Origin of the sequence: Leptospira haakeii (assembly GCF_002812045.1) — a bacterium.
In the GTDB taxonomy this organism is placed as follows: Bacteria; Spirochaetota; Leptospiria; order Leptospirales; family Leptospiraceae; genus Leptospira_B; species Leptospira_B haakeii.
This window is the reverse complement of the sequence record NZ_NPEG01000001.1, coordinates 403,319-419,509: the sequence shown is the minus strand read 5'-3', so window position 1 is coordinate 419,509 and position 16,191 is coordinate 403,319. Positions and strand designations below refer to the sequence as shown.

Genomic DNA, 16,191 nt, shown 5'->3' with positions numbered 1-16,191 from the left:
GATAGAACGTTGTTCTCCTCCAATCATCCGTGGCGATTTTCTAAAATAGCTGCGGCTCTTATTATTTTTCTGCCATTCTTATCAGTTCTATCCTTCGATACCGAAAGAGAACTACCTGCTCACGCAGTTCCTCCAGAACTTGAGGGTGTAGGTCTGGAAGAAAAATTAGGAAATCATATAGATATCAATTTATCTTTCATAGATGAGCAAGGTAAACAAGTTCGCATAGGCGACTATCTGAAAGACGGAAAACCGCTTCTTCTTACCTTAGTGTATTATAGATGCCCCACACTTTGCAGTCTTTATCTGAATGAGATCTCAACCGCACTCAAAGAATTGAATTTAGAAGTAGGAAAAGAATTCAATTACGTTGCGGTAAGCTTTGATCCGAAAGAAAAACCTGATCTAGCAAAGGCAAAAAAAGAAGTATATGTGAAAGATTATGGAAGGGGAGACGGGTCCGGCTGGAGTTTTTTAACCGGAAATGATCCTGAAATAAAGGCATTGTCTTCCAGCTTGGGCTTTTCCTACAAATGGAATCCTTATAATGATCAATGGGTACATGTTTCCGTAGCTTATGTGATTACCCCAGAAGGACAAATTTCCAGGTATTTAAAAGGAATACCGATGGATGAAAGGACCCTGAGATTATCTCTTGTAGAGGCTGGAAACGGTAAAATCGGCGATTTGACTGACAGTGTTGCCCTTTTTTGCTTCCAATTTGATCCATCCAAAAATAGGTATACATTATACGCGTTCAATATCATGCGAATCGGTGGTTTTCTCACCGTCGTTATCCTTGCAGCGTTCTTATTCCGCTTTTGGAAGAAACAAAACTCGTCTAGTACAGTATAAATAAAGGAAGGAGTGATTTCGATCCGATGAACTGGTTCTCTCTTATTACGGCGACAAGCTTCATGCCGGTTCCAGCGACTAAAGAATCGGGAGATGTAGATAGCCTCTATATCTTTCTTCTTGTTTCGGGCCTTATCTCTTTTATCATTCTCATTGGGGGAATGGTAATATTCATATTCAAGTATAGAAGAAAAACTGAAGACCAGAAAAGTGCGTATATCACGCACAATACTCTTGCTGAGTTCCTTTGGTCCTTCATACCTTTCGTGATCATGATGATCATCTTCGCTTGGGGATGGAGTGTATTTCATGATCTTCGCAGAGTCGGAGAGAAAGGTGATGTTGAAGTTCACGTAACTGCTCGTCAGTGGGCTTGGACTTTCAAATACGCGAATGATATCGAGATCAATAGCCCTACCGACAAAAAGTTGTTGGACGATCCGGACTCTACTCTTCTCAAGCCTGAGATCGTAGTAGTTCCTGTTGGCAAAACCATTCGTTTCATTCTTACATCTGATGACGTTCTACATAGCTTCTATGTTCCTGCATTCAGGAACAAAATGGATGCGGTTCCTGGCAGAAGAACAACTTTCACTTTCACGCCGATTGAGAAAGGGGACTTCACAGTATTCTGTACTGAGTATTGCGGAACTAAACACTCCAATATGATGGCTACGATTCGTGTGGTGGACGGAGAACAATTTGCTGCTTGGCAGGCTGAAAAAATCGCTGCTAACGCGGGCGCTAGCAACAAAGGACCTGCAGAAAGAGGTGAAGCTCTTTTCAAAGGAAGCCTTGGATGTAGCGGGTGTCACTCCATCGACGGATCCAGGATTGTTGGACCAAGCTTCAAAGGTCTTTATGGTAATAAGAGAGATTTCGCAGACGGATCTTCTGTAACTGCGGATGATGCTTATATCAAACAATCTATCCTTGTTCCTACAGCTAAAATCGTAGCTGGATTCCCTCCTGCAATGTCTTCCTTCCAAGGAAGAATCAAAGAGGACGAGATCAAGGACATCATCGAATTCATTAAGACGCTTAAATAGGATTACGGACAATGGCCCACGAGCAACATAATTACCTGAATCACCAAAAGGGGATTTGGTCCTGGCTTACTACCTTAGATCATAAGCGTATCGGGATCATGTACTTTGTCGCGATCATGAGCTTCTTCTTTTTAGGAGGAGTTTTCGCTCTATTAGTTCGCGCAGAATTATTCACACCGGGAAAAACCCTTTTTTCCGCAGACGTTTATAACAGAATGATGACCTATCATGGAGCCATTATGGTGTTCATGGTGATCGTTCCTGGTATCCCTGCAATTTTCGGAAACTTTGTTCTTCCGATCATGATAGGGGCAAAAGACGTAGCTTTCCCAAGATTGAACTTAATGAGCTGGTACATGCTGATGATCGGTGCTACGATCACTGGTTCCACTCTATTCTTGGAAAACGTAGACACTGGTTGGACCTTCTACACTCCGTATTCTTCCATTAAAACTGGATTGGGAGTGATCCCGATGGTTCTTGGAGTATTCATCATCGGATTCTCCTCCATTCTAACTGGATTGAACTTCATCGTTACCACTCATAAACTGAGAGCACCTGGAATGACCATGAACAGAATTCCTCTGATGGTTTGGGCGCTTTACTCAACTGCGATCCTGCAAGTATTGGCAACTCCAGTTCTTGCGATCACTCTGCTTCTTCTTATTGCAGAGAAAACTCTCGGAGTGGGGATTTTTGATCCTCAATTGGGAGGAGATCCGGTCCTATTCCAGCACTTCTTCTGGTTCTATTCTCACCCTGCGGTTTATATCATGATCCTTCCGGCAATGGGAGTGATCTCCGAGTTGGTTGCTACTTACTCTCGTAAAGTAATCTTCGGATATACTGCAATCGCTTACTCTTCGTTAGCGATCGCTGGGGTTTCCTTCTTAGTATGGGGACACCACATGTTCGTTTCCGGACAATCTGAGTTTGCGGGGGTTTTGTTCTCCTTCATCACAATGCTTGTAGGAGTTCCTACAGCGATCAAATTGTTCAACTGGATCGCAACCATGTATAAAGGAAGTATCCGTCTGGATGCTCCGATGTTATTTGCGATCGGGTTCATGTTCTTATTCACCATCGGTGGTTTGACTGGAGTGTATCTGGCTTCTACCGGTATGGACATTCACTTCCACGATACTTACTTCGTGGTAGCTCACTTCCATTACGTGATGGTTGGTGGAACTTTGATGGCTCTTATGGGAGCGTTGATCTATTGGTTCCCTAAAGTTACCGGTAAGATCTATAGCGATCTAGCAGGAAGGATTTCCTGGGTATTCATCTTCACAGGATTTAACGTTACCTTCTTCCCTCAGTTCATCTTAGGGAATATGGGAATGCCTCGTAGATACTACGACTATCTTCCTACATTCACCGAATTAAACCAAATGTCCACTTTCGGATCTTGGTTGATTGGAACTGGATTCTTGATTGGACTTTACGGAGTGATCTATGCACTTCTGAAAGGAAAAGAAGCAGGAAACAATCCATTCGGAGGAAAAACTTTGGAGTGGACTATTCCTTCTCCTCCTCCACACGAAAACTTTGAAAAGACCCCAGTACTAACCGGAGGGCCATATGAGTACCGCTAATCACACAGGTGGTTTTCATCACGCACATCATTTCGATAGCGCAGAGCATCAATACGAATCTTCTAAACAAGGGATCTGGTTATTCCTTGTTACAGAAATTCTAATGTTCGGTGGATTATTCGTAGGATATTCGATCTACCATTCTCTATACCCTCAAGTTTTCCATGCGGGGAGTAAGCAACTTTCCGTTGTCCTGGGAGCTTTGAACACAGTGGTTCTTTTATTCAGCTCCTTCACTATGGCGCTTGGAATTAACTATGTGCAAAGAGGTATGAGAAATAAAGCGATCATCGCTCTTGCAGTGACTATCGCTTGTGCTGCGATCTTCATGGTCGTTAAGTTTTTCGAATATACTCACAAGTTCCATGTAGGTACTGTTCCCGGAAAATACGCTTACACTGAAGAGTTAAGCGCTTCCGGTGAGAAGGTAACCAAAGTGGGTGCTCTACTTGCAGAAGCTAATAAACTTAGCGTAGTAGAAAGAGAACACAAACTTCACCTAGACGAAACCGAATACGAGCATCTGACTCTTTTGGAAAAAACCAAAAATTGGCCTTTGTTCTTTGGATTCTATTTCGTAATGTCAGGTATTCACGGTTTACACGTTCTTGCGGGTGCGTTTCTTATCTTCTGGGTACTTTTGAAAGTGATCAAAAACCAAGTTGGTCCTGAATATTACACTCCTGTAGAAGGTGTGGGTTTATTCTGGCACGTGGTAGACTTGATCTGGATTTACCTTTTCCCTCTTCTTTATTTGGTGGGATAAGTCCGTATCACAAGCAAGCGACCGAAAGGTTTGTTTGAGAAAAAGCCGGGGGTTTTTACTCCGGCTTTTTTATTTTCTGCCTGAATGCTGCGGGTAAAAAAACTGCGAAGAAACGGCGAATCCTGCCGATATTTGAAGAGAGACAAGTTTTCCCGGACGCAATATGCAAAATATAGATTATTCCAGAAGACTGAGACAATCCGGAACTAGAGGTCCGGCTCCACGTCAGGGAGAGTCTTTTCCAACCGTGCAAACAATCCAGCATGTGAGGGGAGGAAATTCTCCAATCCGTTCTTTCCCAAGTTCCAGATCTATCTTTCTGGTTTTGGTAGGAGCCATTTCCCTTTTTACAGGTGGCGTTGTCGTCGGTCTTAGATTGGATCAGAAAGAGCAGGCATTTGCTCAGAATGAAACCCAGTCTTTTTATAATGCGGGAAAAAATGTAAGAACGGAACAATCTGTAGAAGAAAGAGAAAATTCTTCTTCTGAATCAGTAAGTTCTGCTGAAACTTCTTCTTCCTCTAATTCCAATAAGAATCCTGGACTTAAATTCCCGGCAAGATCGGATAAGGAAAATTATTTCCTATCAATTCCGACCGAAGATTCGGTTGAAGCGATGGAAATTGGAAAAAAATTGCTAAGAGCAAAACCTGAGTTCCAAGGAAGATTTTTCCGATCCAAAGACGGAGAATTATTCCTAGGATATTTTTACGGAAAAGAAGAAGCTACCAAGGCTTTAGAATCAATTCGTCCTCTGAACGATCCGATTTTTCACAAAACTTCCATTCACAAACTTCAATTTTGATCTGAATTTTCGAACTAAGTTCAGTCTAGAACGATTCCTCATTTTTTCCTTGACTTTGCCTCAAAATTTGCTATATTTTTGGGCAGAGTTTTAACGGAAGTCTTAATACTAATTGGCTGGCAAAAAGAAACAATCTGGCTACGATCATGGCGTAGGTGACTACGTCGTATATCCGATCCACGGGGTAGGTGAAATCACCGAAATCGCTAAAAAGGTTATCCTGGGAAAGAAAAAAGAGTGCTACGTAATGGAAATCCAGGGTAGCAAGATGAAGGTGATGATCCCGGTCGAAAAAGCAAAGCAGGTCGGAATTCGACCGATTATCGACAAGAAGGATATCAAAAAAGTTATCAATCTACTCAAGAAAGACGAGGTCGATACTGAAGAGGACTGGAAGATCAGGTATCAAAACAACCTGAACAAAATAAAGTCCGGATCGATCTTCGAAGTGGCGGATGTGTGCAGGAATTTATTCCGCAGGGCAAACGGTAAAGAACTGTCCATCATGGAACGTAAATTGTACGAAAGTGCGTACAATCTAGTGAAGATGGAAGTCGCCCTAAGCAAAGGAGTTTCCCAAGAAGAAGCTGGGAACCTTGTGTCAGATGTTTTAGCTAGTACATTTGCTCCGGGAGAAAGAGTTCCCGTAGCTGCAGTCGACATAGACGAAGAATAGTTTCCGATAAAACTCGAATCTTATTTAAAAGGATTTGAGTTATGGCGTATTTTTATAAAGGTCTAACGGCCGTCCTACTCTCCTTAGTGTCGTTCTTTGTAACGCAAAAACAAACTCAAGAGTTTGTATTTTCAGGCTCTAGTGCAGGGCTTGTACTCGTAATTTCTCTCGTACTTTTGTTCGGTGAAACTAAACTATTCCCAAAACTTCGCGGAGACGTTATTTTTTGTGTAGGCGTGGGTGCGTTATTAGGATTCGCCCTGGCATGGTTTATCGGAACGATTATCCGTTTTGAGGAATTGAATCTTGCATTGTACCTGATCCTAGGTCTTTTCGGAGCTAGAGCAGGTAAATCATTCGCAAAAGAACCTGGCCTTTCCGTATTCGGAGGCGGCGGTGGAGGACCTACTTCTCTAGTCGATCCATTCGGCGTTGCTTCTATCGGTAAAGATGAAGTCAGAGATAAAATTCTAGATACTTCTGTTGTTATCGACGGAAGAATATTAGATATTGCTGACACACATTTTATCGATGGCCCTCTTATTCTACCTAACTTCGTGTTAAGAGAGATCCAGCTTATTAGTGATTCTTCTGACCCGATCAAAAGAGCAAGAGGACGCCGAGGTTTGGAGATGTTGAACAAACTCCAAAGAAAAGGTTCCATCGAAGTTAAGATCACTTACAAAGATTATTCTGACACTAGGGAAGTTGACGCTAAGTTGATCAAACTTGCTCGCGACACCGGTGGAAAGATCGTAACTAACGACTTCAACTTGAACAAAGTTGCGGAACTCCAAGGGGTAAAAGTTCTTAACCTGAACACCTTGGCAAACGCACTAAAACCTGTAGTTCTTCCTGGTGAAGAATTGGCTATCCAAGTCATCAAAGAAGGAAAAGACGAAAACCAAGGTATCGGCTATCTAGAAGATGGAACCATGGTAGTGATAGAGAACGGCGGACATTTAGTCGGTAAAGAAGTGAAAGTTACTGTTACTTCTATCATCCAAACTGCTGCCGGAAAAATGATATTCACCAAAGCTAACGGAAACAGTGGTTTTGATAAAGGTGAACGCGCCCCTGAAAAAGAAAACAGAGGTGGTAAGGGCGGAGAACGCGGAGAAGATCGTGGAAATAGATACGATCGTGGTGACCGAGGAAACGAGGAAAGAGGCAATCGTAAAGATTACCAAAACAAAAACCAGAACCGTGGCAATTACCAGGACAGAGGCGACAAAAACGAGAATAAGGGTGATGATTTCGGAAATCGCAAAGACTTCCAAGATCAGCAGCAACAACAACAATAACCCCCTCTAAAGAGACAGAATACGGGTCGGATAAGGAATTGCCTTCAAATTCGACCCGGTTCCGAATTGACGGTATCCTAACCCGAAAAAAAATTGAAATACGATCTCAATAAGGAGAGCCAAATGCAGGCCCAAGCGCAAGTGAAGGGACTGAAGGAGCTCGGTATAGAGCCCTCCGAAGTCTTCCATAACCTTTCATACGACGAAATTTTCGAACACGAAAAGAATAACGGGGAAACCGTTCTTTCTTCTAACGGAACCATGATGGTGGATACCGGTATCTTTACCGGACGTTCTCCAAAAGATAAATACTTCGTAGACGAACCTTCTTCTAATAAGAATATCTGGTGGTCTCATATTAACTTTAAAGCTTCCGAAGCAGTTTTCGAAGAGCTTTATCAAAAATGTGTAAACTATCTTAGCGGAAAAAAACTCTACGTATTCGACGGATACGCAGGAGCAAACCCTGAGACCAGAATTGGTCTTCGTGTAGTTTCCGAAAAAGCATGGCAGCACCATTTCTGCACCAACATGTTCCTTCGCCCTAGCAAGGAAGAGTTGGCCAACCTTCTTCCTGAATTCACTATCATCAACGCTTGCGGAGTGAAGAACGAAAAATACAAAGAGCATGGCCTGAACTCAGAAGTATTCGTGATCTTCAACCTTGCAAAAAAACTCTGCATTATCGGTGGAACCGAATACGGCGGAGAAATGAAGAAGGGTATTTTCTCCGTAATGAACTACAAGTTACCATTACAGGGAATCGTTTCTATGCACTGTTCCGCAAATATCGGGAACAAAGACGGAGACACTGCACTTTTCTTCGGACTTTCTGGAACAGGTAAGACAACTCTTTCCACTGACCCGAACAGAAAACTTATCGGAGACGATGAGCACGGTTGGGATGATAACGGAATTTTCAATATCGAGGGCGGTTGTTACGCGAAAGTGATCAACCTAGATCCTAAAACGGAGCCTGAAATTTTCGAAGCAATTAAAAGAGACGCTCTTTTAGAGAACGTAGTTTATGACGAAAAAACGAAAGTTGTAGATTATACTTCCGCTGCTAAAACCGAAAACACCAGAGTTTCCTACCCGATCTACCATATCAAAAACATCCAAGTTCCTTCCAAAGGTGGCCACCCTAAAGTGATCATCTTCTTGACTTACGATGCATTCGGAGTTCTTCCTCCAGTGTCTCGTCTGTCTATCGAACAAGCGATGTATCACTTCCTTTCTGGTTATACTGCGAAAGTTGCGGGAACTGAAAGAGGTGTTAAAGAACCTACCGCTACATTCTCCGCTTGTTTCGGAGCTGCGTTCATGACACTTCACCCAACTGTTTATGCTCAGTTATTAGGTGAGAAGATGCGTAAACATAATGTTCGCGCATACATGATGAACACAGGACTTGTTGGTGGAGCTTACGGAACTGGTAAGAGGATGAATCTTCCTTCTACTCGTAAAATTATCGACGAGATCATGAACGGAAACATCGACAAAGCTGAATTTACTAAGCATCCGATCTTCCAAGTAGAATATCCTAAAACCGTAGAAGGTGTGGATAGCTCTATCCTGGATCCTCGCGAGGCTTGGACTGATAAGGCTGCTTATGATGAGTCTTCTAAAAAGCTTGCCGGCATGTTTATTGAGAACTTCAAAAAATATGTAGAAGGTTCTAAAGACTTCGACTTCACAGCGTTCGGACCTCAGATATAGGCTGATCTCTAAAAAGTCGGATCATCTCCGAAGGAGTAAGCGGGATTTCCCCTTGCTCCTTTTTTATGCCCTTGTGGTTTCGGTAAGTTGTTGACAATCCGTTGTGCGGCGCATAATCATCATACAATACATAGGGATCAAAAGTATGGAAAAGGAAATCAAAGAAGCACTGAATTTCGCGATCGGAGCGGCAAAAACCCTGAGGGAACAAGCGGACAGTATTCTTTTAAAAGTGGAAAAAGAATTTAAAGAGCTCTCCGCAAAAGGTTCTCAAGACCAAAGCGAAGTTGCAAATAATCTGAGAAAGTATATCGAAGACGCATTACGTTCTGTGGAAGGCCTTGCAGGCCAAGTTAATTCCAAAGTAGAAGAAGCTAAAAAAGAATTCGGTAAAAAAAACTCTAACGACTGAGATCTTTTATCTTCTCGTTTATCCTTCCCCACTAATCCAAATCGATTTTCAAAATTAACTCAAAGCCTGGGATCATCCGATTCCAGGCCCAACCATTTCGCCAATCTTTCTTTCCACGAGATAGGAGGTGGGCTTTCCATATCTAGTTCGAAAGAAGTATTCCATAAGGAGATATTCTGTTCGAATTTGATTTTTAGAATTTGAAGAATCGTTTCTCTTGAGCCGGTAAACCAATCGGTAGAAGGAATCCCTTTTTCCGTCAGATAACCTTCTAACAAATCTATACTTCTATAATCAGAAGAAAGAGAAGAATAAGAAAAAGAATCATCTGCAAATTCTGAAAATACATTCTCCCATTCATCCGCAAAATTTCTTTCTTTGTTCCTACAATCGTAAGCTTGGCAGATGGATGCCCCGTAAAAGGAATAATTCTGGCTACGAGGATCTCCTGTGTAAACAGGATGGATCATACATCCAATTCTACTCCTGACTTTGGTCTCCGAAGATATTCCACTTACTTCTTCGGTAAGCATTCCTAAGAAGGGGCAATTATAGGTGAGTGAATCTTTCTTAACGTAATTTTTTTCTGCTTCTTCTCTTACCTTTCTGAATTCAGCCATCGTATAAGGTTTGGAGAAGTCTACGGACTTTTTGAAAGTTTCCGTTCTATCTTTTAATAGAGTTCTGAATTGATCCGGTTTTAATTCTAGATTGAATAATCCGCAGCAGGCTCCGCAAGAAAACGGAACATCTGCAGAAGGTTGGCAAAGACCCACTTATAAACCGCCGTGAGGCAGATTCCCAGGCTTAGAAGGAAGAAATCCCAAGAACGCGAGTTCTAATTCCTTGGTTTCAGGATTTTCTACTATATTACAGTTTAAAGGGAAGATCTGCATTCTATCTTCGTGGAAAACGATTACCTTTCCTCTATACTTCTCGATTTGCTCTCCTATAAAATCCTGTTTGATCATTGGAGCAGCAACTAAAGAAGATTCGGATTTTATTCCACGGAAGAATAGATGATTATTAGAGTTTGTAGAAACTAAGAAGATACTGATCCTCTCTAATTCTTCTAACTCAGTCAGAAGATTTTCAAAATAATACTGGAATGTGATCAGATATCCGTCAGCGGATTCCGGTTGGATCTGACCTTTTGAATACAGATCGATCCAATTGATCATCTTGGAAATCGTATCTTTGTTCGCGAAAAGTATTTCAGGTAGATCCGTAACAACTGGAGTGATCTCTAATTTTCTGAAATCATGAAGGCACTGGAACATCAGTTCCCACCATCTTTCCGTATTATATGCATCGTCTGGATTATTTGGGATATATTTTCCTAAAGAGTGATTCTGGTGATCGCTGAATAAGATTCCACCTATCACTTTTGAAAATTCCTCGAAAGCAAAAATCAAATGTTCCATCAATTGATAGGAAGTAAGTGATTCTTCTTTTTGCTTTTCAGTGAACTTATAATAAGATGCTGCGATTGGGTTCGGATAAAATTTGAATATTAAAGAAGGATTAATGATCTTATGGACCGGTTTACCTTTTGTAGGATCGGAAACTACTCTAATGACCGGTTGTCCATGTAAACTATAGTTAGTCCAAGTAAGATCGCTTGGATCGTAATTCCTTCTGGCATGTTCCTTTGCAAGATACAAGGATTCGCCAATACTTCTATCCGCGAATAAGTTCGTATAAAACTGGATCGTAAAATCGATCGTATTCTGATTGTCTGCGATTTCCCAATTGGTGCCGATAAAACTTTTGATACCGGACATCAAAAATGATCCTGCAAAATTGTTCATCAGATCAGCATTCAGATTTCTAGTAGCACTCTTGTTGGATTGGCAAGAGTTGGAGAACACCATGTCGGTGTTAAATCCGGAGTTTTTGATCTCTCTTGCTTTTAAGATCTTTCCTTCCGAGATCAACCATCCATTTTCTAAAGGATCATCGGAGAAGTAAAGATGTCCTGAGTAATGGATAATATTCTTTCCTTTGATAAGAGAAAGAAGTTTTAATTTAGTAACTTGGCGTCCGCCTATGAATTCGATCTCTAATCTGGAACTTGGTACCTTCTCACTTAGTACACGGAAGATCTGCTCTCCCTCTTTTTGAGCCCATTCTAGATCCTCGGTTGGATCCGCGATAATGAGCATTCGTAATTTCTCCTTCTCTTTGAAGGCACCGCTACTGGATTCTCCTCTTACAGTTTTTCCTATATAGAATTTGTCTGAGAGAAAACAAGTGCCGTCATGTAGGAGCTCCCACGGGATCACTCCTAACTTAGGATCTATATTAAAATGAAGGTATTTTTCAGTAGTAAGTCTGAGTTTTTCTTGGATGGCGGCAGGAAAGAACTGATCATAAAAAGTTTCTCCCAGGATCTTTAGATCATGAAGTATATCGGTTTCTAAAGTTGGGGTTTGTGCTGATTTTTGGTGGATTGCGACGGAAACCCGAACTAAGTTTTCGATTTCCTTAATGTACTCTAGAATTAGATCTTCGTCCATAGTGGACTGAAGATGTGATTCTGATCCGCTGCCGGAACTATCCAGAATATTGAATACGTTTACGGCACCGACTCTGTCTATGATTAGGTTCAGCATTGGATCTACAAACTGCGCCTAAGAAGTTTCCTTGCCGTGACATAAGAGTCAGGAAGGAAACTGGTTACAACGCTCTTAATCCAAAAGGATAAAGAGATCTATGGATTTAGACAAGTCTTTTCCCTGAAACTCTACTGTGTACTTTCCTTCTCTCAATCCGGAGAAATTAGTGATCCCCTCGGAGTTGAATTGATTGGAAAGTATGAATCTTCCGTCCTTAGAAAGATTTACTCTTTGGAAATCTTCCGGTCTTGGACATTCGATTTTGACACTTAAGTAAGCAGTTTCGTCGGTTTCTTGTACGACTTGGTAAGTGAACTTGCAGTCCTTATCCATTTTTTCTTCAAATACGATGAACTCGGAAGAAGAAGGCGATTTTGCTACTGCAGAACGCATAGCAGGCGCATAATCCACACGAGTGTTGATTTGAAGAGTTTCAATCAGGCTTCCGAAAAGTTGTGCTCCGGATTTTCCTAATTTAACTACGATGGATTCTTTTCCTTGTGCCTTACGGGCTAATTCCATTTCCACATATCTTTTTAGATATTCTGGAAAAGGTTTAACCTGCCAGCCTTCGTTTAGTTCGGCCTTATTCAGATCCAAATCCTCTTGGAAGGTTTGGAAAGAATGTGTACGTGAAGCTGAATCGAAGTAGGACTCACCGGCAGCTTTTAGACTAGCCTGGAGAGCTTCTTCCATTCTAATGAGTTCGTTTTGTAGTTCGGTGTCTTTTTCTAGTTTAGTCAGAACTTCAGGTTTCCCTTCAAATAGTGACTGGATTATTTCTGGCACCGAGTTTTCGCGGTTGGATTCCATTTGAGTAAGATTCTCCAATAGGTTTTAAGACGATTGTTTCTACTCAGACAATTCGGAAAATTTGAGTTTTTTTTGTATTTTTTCGATCAATCTGAGTAATGTAACGCTAACATTTCCCTCGGTTATCCCTAAAAGGTCAGCAACCTCTCTGTAGGGAGTCCTCGCCAGGAAATGGCCTTTTTTGCGCTTTTCTAAGAGTTTTTTCCGTTGTTCGTATTTCTTCTTTAATGCTTGGGAAGTTTTATCTATTTCTTGAGGGAGTAAGGGGGCTTTCTTAACAGTTACGGTCTGCTTTTCTTTCAGCTCTAGAATATTTAAATATAGAGACGTAATCTTGTCTTCCATACGGATATTCTCTTCTTCCCGCTTGGAAAGTTCGGATCGAAGGCCCAAAATTTTCTTTTTAATTTCGTCTACGCTCAGATTTGTTTTTTCGATCAGGAATTGGATCTCTTCCTCGTCTAGGTTGAGATAGTATATATAAGAAAGTTTGAAAATTACTCTCTTCTCTACACCTATTTCTCCTAATACTTGGTGGAAATGTTTGGTTAGCTCTTGTGCCTCTTCCACTAAGTCAGGACGAAGGTCCGGCTCGTCTTCAATCGTTGCGTATTCTTTTCCTTCCTTGTTGATCTTTCCAAGGTTGGTCATCTTCAGCTCTCGCTTGGTTCTTTGCCAATCGATAAGCATATTACGTAGAACGGAGTAGAACCATGTTCTAAAACTTGATTTACCTTTGAAGCTAGAGAATCTTGCTCCGGTTTTCAGTCTTTCGAACGCGTATAAGAAGAAGTCTCCGGCATCATCTTCACTAAGGTGAAAGATTTTCATCGGAAAATTGTAAATATCTTCGGAATAGGATTCGAAGAATAACTTGAGAGCCGCCTCGTCTCCTTCCCCGCAACGGGTAACTAGGTCGAGGGTTTTATCCTTTGACAAATTCATTCTTTATGTAACCTTGCACCTGAGAGCCAACGATATGAGACGTAGTATATCCCTCGGAATTATCTTGGCCGCGTTCCATCTAAGCACCTTTGCGCAAAACGATAAAGTAATAAATTTTCTTTTCCCTGTGAAAACCGACGGAATCGAGAATAAGGTTACATCCGTGTTCGGAGAATCCAGGGGGGACCATTTTCATAACGGAATGGACATCGCTTCCACTGGAGAACCGGTTTTGGCGATGGCAGAGGGAAAGATCCTTTATTCACGGTTTGGCGAAGATGATCCTTTTGGAGAAGAATTCGGAACCGGGAATTCTGTTTGGCTGGATCACGGAAATGGGACGTATTCTTCCTATTACCATTTGAAAGATGGTCGCCTCCCTGGGCTTTTAGAAGAACGTCTAGTCGCCGGTGGAGAAAAAATCGCTTACACAGGAAACACAGGCCACTCCAGTGGAGCCCACCTCCATTTCGTCTTACTTAAAGATTTCGGAAAGACCATCCAGGATCCGATGAAGGTTTTGCCTATCGTGGAAGATGAAAGTCCTCCGGTGATCGGAAATTTACTTATTCATCAGGATGAATATAAATACAGCCAGGTAAATGACGGAGACAATATTAATATTTCTAGAGCTTTTCCGGTTACTGTCGGGATCCAAGATGCGGGGAAAAAATCGGGCCAGAGAAGAGGTGTTTCTCAGATCCAAGTTTCCTTGAACGGACAATTATTGAAGAAAGCTAGTTTCTCCAATCTACATTACGAAAAAGGAGAATGGAAAAACTCGGAAGGTTTCCCATTTTCAGATCTCTATTTTAAGGACCAATATTTGGTAGGTAATTTGGATTTTCGTAATGGAGAGAATGTGATCAAGGTATTGGCCTGGGACTTTCGTCAAAATCTTACCGAAAAAACATTTACTTTCTATGTAAACCGCATTCGTTAGTTGCGGATTAAAAGCTTAATACGTCCAATAGGTCATCCTTCCGGTCTTTCGGAAATTAGGGTGCTATTATGTTTGAAGTCTTAGATATCCCGGGCGTGCCTCGTAAAAAATATCTTTTCGGGATTGCGATAGTGGTCGGCTTAATGTCTGCAGGGATCTTGAGCTTTGAATATCTAACAGGTAATCATACATTCAGACCTGGATATACGGTTGCTGGGATCACTTCTATCCTTTGTTGTTTTTTATTATATAAATCTAAATATAAAGAAGCTGTTTATCTTTCTTGCTTTTTGTTCGCTTTAGCTTTGGGGCTTGGAGTTATATATGGTCCGGGTGTTAAGAATGCAGCGGTTTGGTTCCCGGTTTTGGTTTTTTTCCAACTCTACTTTTTCAACCGTAAGATGGCAGTCGTAGCTATGTTCTATTGTTTGGGTCTTCTGCTTTGGAGGACTGGGATTCCAATCGGATCAACCGGTAATGAAATTTATACTGATTCAATTGCATCTCTCTGTGTCCTTACGTTATTCGCAGTTTTAATCGGTGCGAATATGGACAAATTGATCCTGGATAAGGATGTTCTTTTAAAAGAACTTTCTCATAGGGTCAGAAATAATATGCAAGTCATCTTGGAGATGGTTTCTTTTCTGAAAGATTCCGAAAATTCCATGGAGACTCGAAATGTTTTGCAGATTTTAGAAAGAAGAATATTGGCCCTTGCTTCTGTCCATACTGTCTCCCAAGATGCGGAACATGTGCAAAGTGTTTCTATTGGAGAAGTAATAGAGAATTATCTGAATCGTATTGTTTCCAAATACAAGGCTCTTCCGAATTTGGATCCGGTTTCAAAACATTATCAACTAGACGTGAAAGAAGCGAATCTTCTTCTTTTAGTTTTAGGAGAGATAGTTTCCGCAACTTCAGAATCTGTTACGAATCACGTAGAAGATCTAAAGATCAGTTTTAGGAATCCTACGATCAAAACTTTAGAACTTCAAGTAGAAGGTGCAAGTTTGGTAGAGGGGGATTGGAGTCGCTTTTCTAGGGATCTTCTCAGTCATTCGGGTGGGGATTTAAAAGTGGATCCAAGTGGTAGCGGAAAAGTTTCGGCTAGTTTAGTAACATTGAAAAGATAGACTTTAAATTCTTTTTTTCCAATCTTCTGAGTTGATCCTGTAAAGAACATGTGTTCTTAGTGAAGATCCTAACTTGACTCTTGGATGTTCAAATTCTCCTGAGTAATGTAATCCTATACTATTCATTACTCCTCTTGAAGCATGATTGATTCTGGAAGTGAAAGAAACAATTTCTCTTGAAAGAGAATTTTCAAATCCGAATTTTAATGCTGCGATTGCAGCTTCTTTAGCATATCCTTTCGCCCAAAAGTTTTGGTCCAATCTCCAGCCTATTTCTAAAGCAGGTGTGAAGAACGAATTAAAATTAGCGTACATTAGCCCGGTGAATCCAAAAAATTTTCCGGAAGATCTTTCTTCTAAGGCAAATAATCCGAATCCGAATTTTTCCCAATGTTCATTTATCCTCAGAATGAGTTTTTCTGTTTCGGATTTATTGAGTAATTTAGGGAAAAATCTCATCACGCTTGGATGAGAATTCATTCTGGAAAAAGGTTCCAGATCTTCCGGTTTCCATTTTCTTAATACTAGGCGGGAAGTTTCCAGCATTGTTGTTTGGGA

Annotated in this window: 16 protein-coding genes; 11 read left to right on the top strand and 5 right to left on the bottom strand. The window is 41.2% G+C overall.

The genetic code is table 11. The features are described from left to right. Positions 1 to 9: 9 nt before the first annotated feature. The 9 genes from CH377_RS02095 (at position 10) to CH377_RS02055 (ending at position 9,181) form a co-directional block, all read left to right on the top strand. Positions 10 to 855: an SCO family protein gene (locus CH377_RS02095; RefSeq protein WP_100722173.1), complete on the top strand. Its 846-nt coding sequence runs from the start codon at positions 10 to 12 to the stop codon at positions 853 to 855. A 26-nt stretch (positions 856 to 881) separates the two neighbouring features. Next, positions 882 to 1,904: a cytochrome c oxidase subunit II gene (gene coxB, locus CH377_RS02090; protein ID WP_207797570.1), complete on the top strand. Its 1,023-nt coding sequence runs from the start codon at positions 882 to 884 to the stop codon at positions 1,902 to 1,904. Positions 1,905 to 1,915: 11 nt separating this feature from the next. Continuing rightward, complete coding sequence (gene ctaD / locus CH377_RS02085) at positions 1,916 to 3,499, top strand: cytochrome c oxidase subunit I (RefSeq protein ID WP_100722172.1); 1,584 nt, start codon at positions 1,916 to 1,918, stop codon at positions 3,497 to 3,499. Next, the gene (locus tag CH377_RS02080) at positions 3,486 to 4,265 is read left to right on the top strand and encodes a cytochrome c oxidase subunit 3 family protein (protein ID WP_100722171.1); all 780 of its coding nucleotides are present in this window, start codon (positions 3,486 to 3,488) and stop codon (positions 4,263 to 4,265) included. The genes ctaD and CH377_RS02080 overlap by 14 nt, the downstream gene beginning before the upstream one ends. A 163-nt stretch (positions 4,266 to 4,428) precedes the next feature. Beyond that, positions 4,429 to 5,070, top strand: coding sequence for a hypothetical protein (locus tag CH377_RS02075; RefSeq protein WP_100722170.1), 642 nt, complete (start codon positions 4,429 to 4,431; stop codon positions 5,068 to 5,070). A 112-nt stretch (positions 5,071 to 5,182) separates the two neighbouring features. Next, on the top strand, positions 5,183 to 5,746 hold the full coding sequence (locus CH377_RS02070) for a CarD family transcriptional regulator (protein WP_100722169.1): 564 nt from the start codon (positions 5,183 to 5,185) through the stop codon (positions 5,744 to 5,746). Positions 5,747 to 5,787: 41 nt separating this feature from the next. Continuing rightward, entirely contained in the window at positions 5,788 to 7,050 is a 1,263-nt protein-coding gene (locus CH377_RS02065; protein ID WP_100722168.1) for a PIN/TRAM domain-containing protein, read from the top strand. A gap of 123 nt (positions 7,051 to 7,173) precedes the next feature. Next, positions 7,174 to 8,769, top strand: coding sequence for a phosphoenolpyruvate carboxykinase (ATP) (gene pckA / locus CH377_RS02060; RefSeq protein WP_100722167.1), 1,596 nt, complete (start codon positions 7,174 to 7,176; stop codon positions 8,767 to 8,769). Positions 8,770 to 8,914: 145 nt separating this feature from the next. Continuing rightward, complete coding sequence (locus CH377_RS02055; RefSeq protein ID WP_008595105.1) at positions 8,915 to 9,181, top strand: phasin-related domain-containing protein; 267 nt, start codon at positions 8,915 to 8,917, stop codon at positions 9,179 to 9,181. 59 nt (positions 9,182 to 9,240) lie between these two features. Here CH377_RS02055 and CH377_RS02050 read toward each other — a convergent pair whose 3' ends face one another. The 4 genes from CH377_RS02050 to CH377_RS02035 form a co-directional block, all read right to left on the bottom strand. Beyond that, complete coding sequence (locus tag CH377_RS02050; RefSeq protein ID WP_100722166.1) at positions 9,241 to 9,957, bottom strand: hypothetical protein; 717 nt, start codon at positions 9,955 to 9,957, stop codon at positions 9,241 to 9,243. After that, positions 9,958 to 11,796, bottom strand: a complete 1,839-nt coding sequence (locus CH377_RS02045; RefSeq protein ID WP_100722165.1) for a CHAT domain-containing protein — start codon at positions 11,794 to 11,796, stop codon at positions 9,958 to 9,960. 75 nt (positions 11,797 to 11,871) lie between these two features. Continuing rightward, positions 11,872 to 12,612, bottom strand: a complete 741-nt coding sequence (locus tag CH377_RS02040; RefSeq protein WP_100722164.1) for a hypothetical protein — start codon at positions 12,610 to 12,612, stop codon at positions 11,872 to 11,874. Positions 12,613 to 12,651: 39 nt separating this feature from the next. Beyond that, positions 12,652 to 13,557, bottom strand: a complete 906-nt coding sequence (locus tag CH377_RS02035; RefSeq protein ID WP_100722163.1) for a sigma-70 family RNA polymerase sigma factor — start codon at positions 13,555 to 13,557, stop codon at positions 12,652 to 12,654. Between the two features lie 34 nt (positions 13,558 to 13,591). On the opposite strand from CH377_RS02035, the gene CH377_RS02030 reads away from it, so the two are divergent. Continuing rightward, complete coding sequence (locus tag CH377_RS02030) at positions 13,592 to 14,500, top strand: M23 family metallopeptidase (RefSeq protein WP_165780442.1); 909 nt, start codon at positions 13,592 to 13,594, stop codon at positions 14,498 to 14,500. 68 nt (positions 14,501 to 14,568) lie between these two features. Then, on the top strand, positions 14,569 to 15,633 hold the full coding sequence (locus CH377_RS02025) for a histidine kinase dimerization/phosphoacceptor domain -containing protein (RefSeq protein WP_100722161.1): 1,065 nt from the start codon (positions 14,569 to 14,571) through the stop codon (positions 15,631 to 15,633). A gap of 3 nt (positions 15,634 to 15,636) precedes the next feature. Here CH377_RS02025 and CH377_RS02020 read toward each other — a convergent pair whose 3' ends face one another. Then, a complete protein-coding gene (locus tag CH377_RS02020) occupies positions 15,637 to 16,179 on the bottom strand; it encodes a GNAT family N-acetyltransferase (RefSeq protein ID WP_100722160.1) in 543 nt (180 codons plus the stop codon). Positions 16,180 to 16,191 lie beyond the last annotated feature (12 nt).